The 5,207-nt window shown below is 69.3% G+C and carries 4 protein-coding genes and 1 pseudogene; all 5 read left to right on the forward strand.

Translation table 11 applies throughout. The features are described 5' to 3' along the window. The coding region (locus B100_RS0133395; protein ID WP_024888672.1) for an ATP/GTP-binding protein at positions 1-351 on the forward strand (351 nt) is incomplete at its 5' end. Positions 352-727: 376 nt separating this feature from the next. Further along, positions 728-4,009 (forward strand): nitrate- and nitrite sensing domain-containing protein, encoded by a 3,282-nt coding sequence (locus B100_RS0133400; protein ID WP_024888673.1) that lies wholly within the window; start codon positions 728-730, stop codon positions 4,007-4,009. A gap of 10 nt (positions 4,010-4,019) precedes the next feature. Then, positions 4,020-4,433, forward strand: a complete 414-nt coding sequence (locus B100_RS0133405) for a roadblock/LC7 domain-containing protein (protein ID WP_004983065.1) — start codon at positions 4,020-4,022, stop codon at positions 4,431-4,433. Positions 4,434-4,527: 94 nt separating this feature from the next. Beyond that, entirely contained in the window at positions 4,528-5,100 is a 573-nt protein-coding gene (locus B100_RS0133410; RefSeq protein WP_024888674.1) for a DUF742 domain-containing protein, read from the forward strand. Further along, positions 5,081-5,207 (forward strand): annotated as a pseudogene (locus B100_RS36230) (ATP/GTP-binding protein); the annotation flags it as partial. The gene B100_RS0133410 and the pseudogene B100_RS36230, both read left to right, overlap by 20 nt.

Genomic DNA, 5,207 nt, shown 5'->3' on the forward strand with positions numbered 1-5,207 from the left:
CTGGACCAGGACCTGATCCTGTACCTCTTCGGTACACCCGGCCAGGACCGCTTCTGGTTCATGTGGGACGACCTGGTCCGCGGCGCCATCGGCGCCGTCGTCCTCGTCGACACCCGTCGCCTCGCCGACTGCTTCCCCGCGGTCGACTACTTCGAGAACAGCGGACTGCCCTTCGTCGTCGCCCTCAACGGCTTCGACGGACAGCAGCCGTACCAGCCGGAGGAAGTGCGCGAGGCGCTGCAGATCGGGCCCGACGCCCCGATCATCACGACGGACGCCCGCCACCGCGCGGACGCCAAGAGTGCGCTGATCACCCTGGTCGAACACGCCCTCATGGCGCGACTCAGGTAGAGCCTGGCGGAAGGCGACATACTGCGGTTGTCGTAGATGTACCGGTGCCGGCTGTGTCCTTTGACACGGCCGGCCCCGGTGTTCATAACGTTTCGGCAGAGGAATCGGGTGAGGCCGACACGCGACGCGTTCGCGCGGTACCGCTGTGCGCATGGAGGCCCCGTCATTTGACGGTGCTCGCTCTTTATGACCGTTTTATCTGGGGCTTACCTCACTCGGAACCGTCGCCTTTCCATGTTTGGAAGAGCGCTGGTCGGCATGCTGGAATGCCTGAACTGCCCATGGGTCAAAGACGTACTCAGTAGTCGATGGCATGCCGGGCTCTGAGACATTGCGGCACGACGAAGGTGCCGACCGCCGAGAGGTTGTTGGTCGAGTGAGGCGAAGCAAGAACAGTCCCGAGCCGTCGGCCCGGGGCAACTTCACGCCGCCGCCGCGCACAGCGGCGCCCGCCCCCGTGCCCGGTCCCGAGCCGAAGGCCGCGCCCGCGTCGAGCGGAGGACGCATGTCCCCGCGGAACTGGCGGGTGACCAGCAAGCTCAACGCGATCCTGCTCATACCCGTGCTCGTCGGCCTGGTCATGGGCGGCTTCCAGGTGAAGAGCTCGATCGACACCTGGAACGAGGCCCAGGACGCCGAGAACACCGCGCTTCTGGTGCAGGCGTCCCTCACCTACGCCAACGCCCTGTACAACGAGCGCGACGTCAGCGTGGTGCCGCTGCTGACCGGCAAGGGCCAGGACGACACGGACGTCACCAAGGTGCGGGCCGCGACCGACCGGGCCGCCGACGCCTTCGACGAGGCCGTGCAGGGCATGCCGGCCAAGCCCGGTCTGGAGCGCCGGCTGAAGCTCCTCCGCGAGGCCGAGCCCAAGCTGGCCGACCTGCGTGCCGCCGCCTACACCTCGAAGCTCAAGGGCGTGGAGACGGAGGAGGGCTACGTCGCCGTCGCCCACCCCCTGATGGAGTTCGCCAACGAGCTCAGCCTCGGCGCCGGCAACGTGACCAGCTACGGCCGTACGGTCTACGCGATCTCGCTGACCAAGTCCGCGCTGTCGCTGGAGCGCTCCATCGGCATGCACCTGCTGGTGAAGCCGGGCCCGACCGACAGCCAGCTCGCCAGCCAGCGCGTGGCCTTCCTGTCGTACGCCTACCTCGAGAACATCGCTCTCGACGAGTACAAGGGCGGCGGCACCGAGGCGGACAACGCCAAGCTGGAACAGGTCACCGCGCGCCTCCAGGCCGAGGGCGTCGCGATGTCCAAGGACGCCGCTCAGAGGGACCCGGACTACGTCCCGCCGCCCGCCAAGCCGGAGACGATGATCTCCGAGATCGGCCGCCTGTCCACCACGGACGAGTCCGCGCGCGCCGACCTTGCCGAGAAGGGCATCACCCCCGAGAACTGGTGGGCGGTGAACACCCTCAGGTTCGACGGCTACCGCGAGATCGAGTCGGGTCTGGCCGACGCCGCGGTGAGCGAGGCCTCGCAGATCGCCGACGACGCGCAGCGGGACGCCTTCATCACCGGCGCCGCTGTCGTGCTCGCGCTGCTCGCCGCGTTCATCCTGGCCGGCATGGTGGCCCGCCAGATGAGCAAGTCCATGCGCCAGCTGCGCAACGCCGCCTTCGGCATCGCCGAGCAGCGCCTGCCGATGCTGGTCGACCAGCTCTCCCGTACCGACCCGGGCCGGGTGGACACCAGGGTCGCCCCGATCCCGATCACCTCCACGGACGAGATCGGCGAGGTCGCCCGCGCCTTCGACCAGGTCCACCGCGAAGCCGTCCGGCTCGCCGCCGAGCAGGCCCTGCTGCGGGGCAACATCAACGCGATCTTCACCAACCTGTCGCGCCGCAACCAGTCGCTGATCGAGGGCCAGCTGACCCTCATCACCGACCTGGAGAACAACGAGGCCGACCCGGACCAGCTGGAGAACCTCTTCCGGCTGGACCACCTCGCGACCCGTATGCGCCGCAACGGCGAGAACCTCCTGGTCCTCGCCGGCGAGGAGCCGGGCCGTCGCTGGGACCAGCCGGTCCCGCTGGTCGACGTGCTGCGCGCCGCCTCCTCCGAGGTGGAGCAGTACGAGCGCATCGAGCTGTCCGGTGTCCCGGAGGCCGAGATCCACGGCCGTGCGGTGACCGACCTCGTGCACCTGCTCGCCGAGCTCCTGGAGAACGCCACGACGTTCTCGTCGCCGCAGACCAAGGTGCGTGTCACCGCGACCCGTCTGCCCGACGGCCGCGTGATGATCGAGATCCACGACAAGGGCATCGGCCTCACCGCCGAGGACTTCGCGGACATCAACCACAAGCTGGCCAACCCGCCGACCGTTGACGCCGCGATCTCGCAGCGGATGGGCCTGTTCGTGGTCGGCCGGCTGTCGGACCGGCACGGCATCCGCGTCCAGCTGCGCCCGTCGGGCGAGCAGGCCGGCACCACCTCGCTGGTCATGCTGCCGGACGCGATCACCCACGGTGGTGGCGGCGAGCAGCCGATGGACCGCGACGAGTTCACCGTCTCGCAGATCATCCCGGAGCAGAACCACCCCGGTGAGAACTTCGGCCAGGAGCCGATGCGCACCGCCGCGGAGCTGGGCTTCGACGACAGCCGCTACGCGGAGGTCCCGGACGACATCCGCGAGCTGGACCCGGTCGGCCGTTCCCTGATGCGCGAGGAGCGCCGGGCGGCCCTCGAGTCCCAGCCGCAGCCGGAACAGGGCGAGTTGACCGCCGGCAACGACCAGCAGGGCGCCGAGACCTCCGGCTACCAGGACGAGTTCGCCGCCCCGCAGGGCTACGACGAGGGCCAGGCTTACGACGGCCAGGGCTACGACAACGGCTACCAGGAGCAGCAGGGCGCCGGGTACGACCAGCAGGCGTACGGCGACGGACAGCAGGCCGGGTACGACGAACAGCGGCAGCAGACGTACGGCGAGGGCTACTACGCGCCGAACGGCGGCCTGCCGCAGAACGACGGTTTCCCGCCGAACGGCGGCTACCAGAACGGCACGTACGCCGAGCCGGACCGGGGCGGTCAGGCTCCCGCGGGTACCACCGGCTCCTTCCAGGGCTTCGGCGACCGGCGTCAGAACGACGACTGGCCGCAGAACGACGGCTACCGCAACGGCTACCCGGACCAGTACCCTGCTCAGACCCCGGAGGGGGAATCCGCGCAGGCCGCTGACGTACGTGAGCAGGACGGCGTAGGCTTCGACCGTCCGGGACCGGCTCCTTCCGAGGCCCACGCGCTGACCGACGCCGGGCTTCCGCGTCGCGGGTCCACCGCGAGCGGCGCGGGCGGTCCGGGCGGCCCGGGCCACGGGAACCAGGAGCCGCCGGCCACCACCCCGGAGAGCAACGGCGACAGCAGCTGGCGCTCGGCGAACGACGAGCGCTGGCAGCAGGCCTCGCAGCTCCGGAAGCCCAAGGCAGGCGGAGTGACCTCCTCCGGTCTGCCGCGGAGGGTCCCGAAGGCCAACCTGGTCCAGGGAGCCGCCGAAACCACCCCCCAGGGAGGCCCGCAGGTCTCCCGCGCCCCGGAGGACGTCCGGGGCAGGCTGAGCAACCTGCGGCGCGGTGTCCAACGGGGCCGCACGGCAGGCAGTGAAACGAACGGCCAGGGCTTCGGTCCTGACAGCACCTACAACCAGGAGCGTTAGTGTGAGCCCGATGAGCCAGGCGGCACAGAACCTGAACTGGTTGATCACCAACTTCGTGGACAACACCCCGGGGGTGTCCCACACGGTGGTGGTCTCCGCCGACGGACTCCTTCTGGCGATGTCCGAAGGCTTTCCCCGCGACCGCGCCGATCAGCTCGCGGCCGTCGCCTCCGGTCTGACGTCTCTGACGGCAGGCGCCTCCCGCATCTTCGAGGGCGGCAGCGTGAACCAGACGGTTGTGGAGATGGAGCGGGGATTCCTCTTCATCATGTCCATTTCCGACGGTTCGTCCCTCGCCGTTCTCGCACATCCCGAGGCGGACATCGGTCTCATTGGTTACGAGATGGCCCTTCTGGTCGACCGAGCGGGTACGGTCCTCACGCCGGACCTTCGAGCGGAGCTCCAGGGGAGCCTTCTCAACTGACAGACGGACGGTGCGTGATGGCGTCCCGGGGCCGTAAGGTTTCGGGACGCGGCTCCACAGTGATGGGTGCCAGGCACAGTCGGAGGAGGAGAAAGTGGCAACACCCCCAGACGGTTCATCAGCGGGTAACTGGTCGTACGGCCCTGCCCAGGGTCAGAACGACGGTTCCCAGAACCGGTACGGTTACCCCTCCGCGCCACAGCACCGGCAGCCGTACGCGCCACAGGGCCCCGGCCCCTCGCCGTACGACCAGCCGCAGGCCCCGCGCATCCAGCCCGTGCAGCCGCAGCGCCGGGCACCCGAGCCGACGCCCGCCGGGGCGTCGAACAATCCCCTGGTGCGCCCGTACGCCATGACGGGCGGTCGTACCAGGCCGCGGTACCAGCTCGCCATCGAGGCGCTGGTGCACACCACCGCGCAGCCGCACCAGATGCAGGGCCAGCTGCCCGAGCATCAGCGGATCTGCAACCTCTGCCGGGAAATCAAGTCGGTGGCCGAGATCTCGGCCCTGCTGACGATTCCTCTCGGCGTGGCCAGGATCCTCGTCGCCGACTTGGCGGAGGCGGGACTGGTCGCCATTCATCAGCCCGGCGGCGACGAGAGCGCCGGCGGCCAGCCAGACGTGACACTGCTCGAAAGGGTGCTCAGTGGACTTCGCAAGCTCTAGCGGCGGTCCTTCCCGCTCCACCACCTCGGCGAAGATCGTGGTGGCGGGTGGCTTCGGCGTGGGCAAGACCACGTTCGTCGGGGCCGTTTCGGAGATCAACCCGCTGC

It is taken from the genome of Streptomyces sp. CNH189, assembly GCF_000527195.1.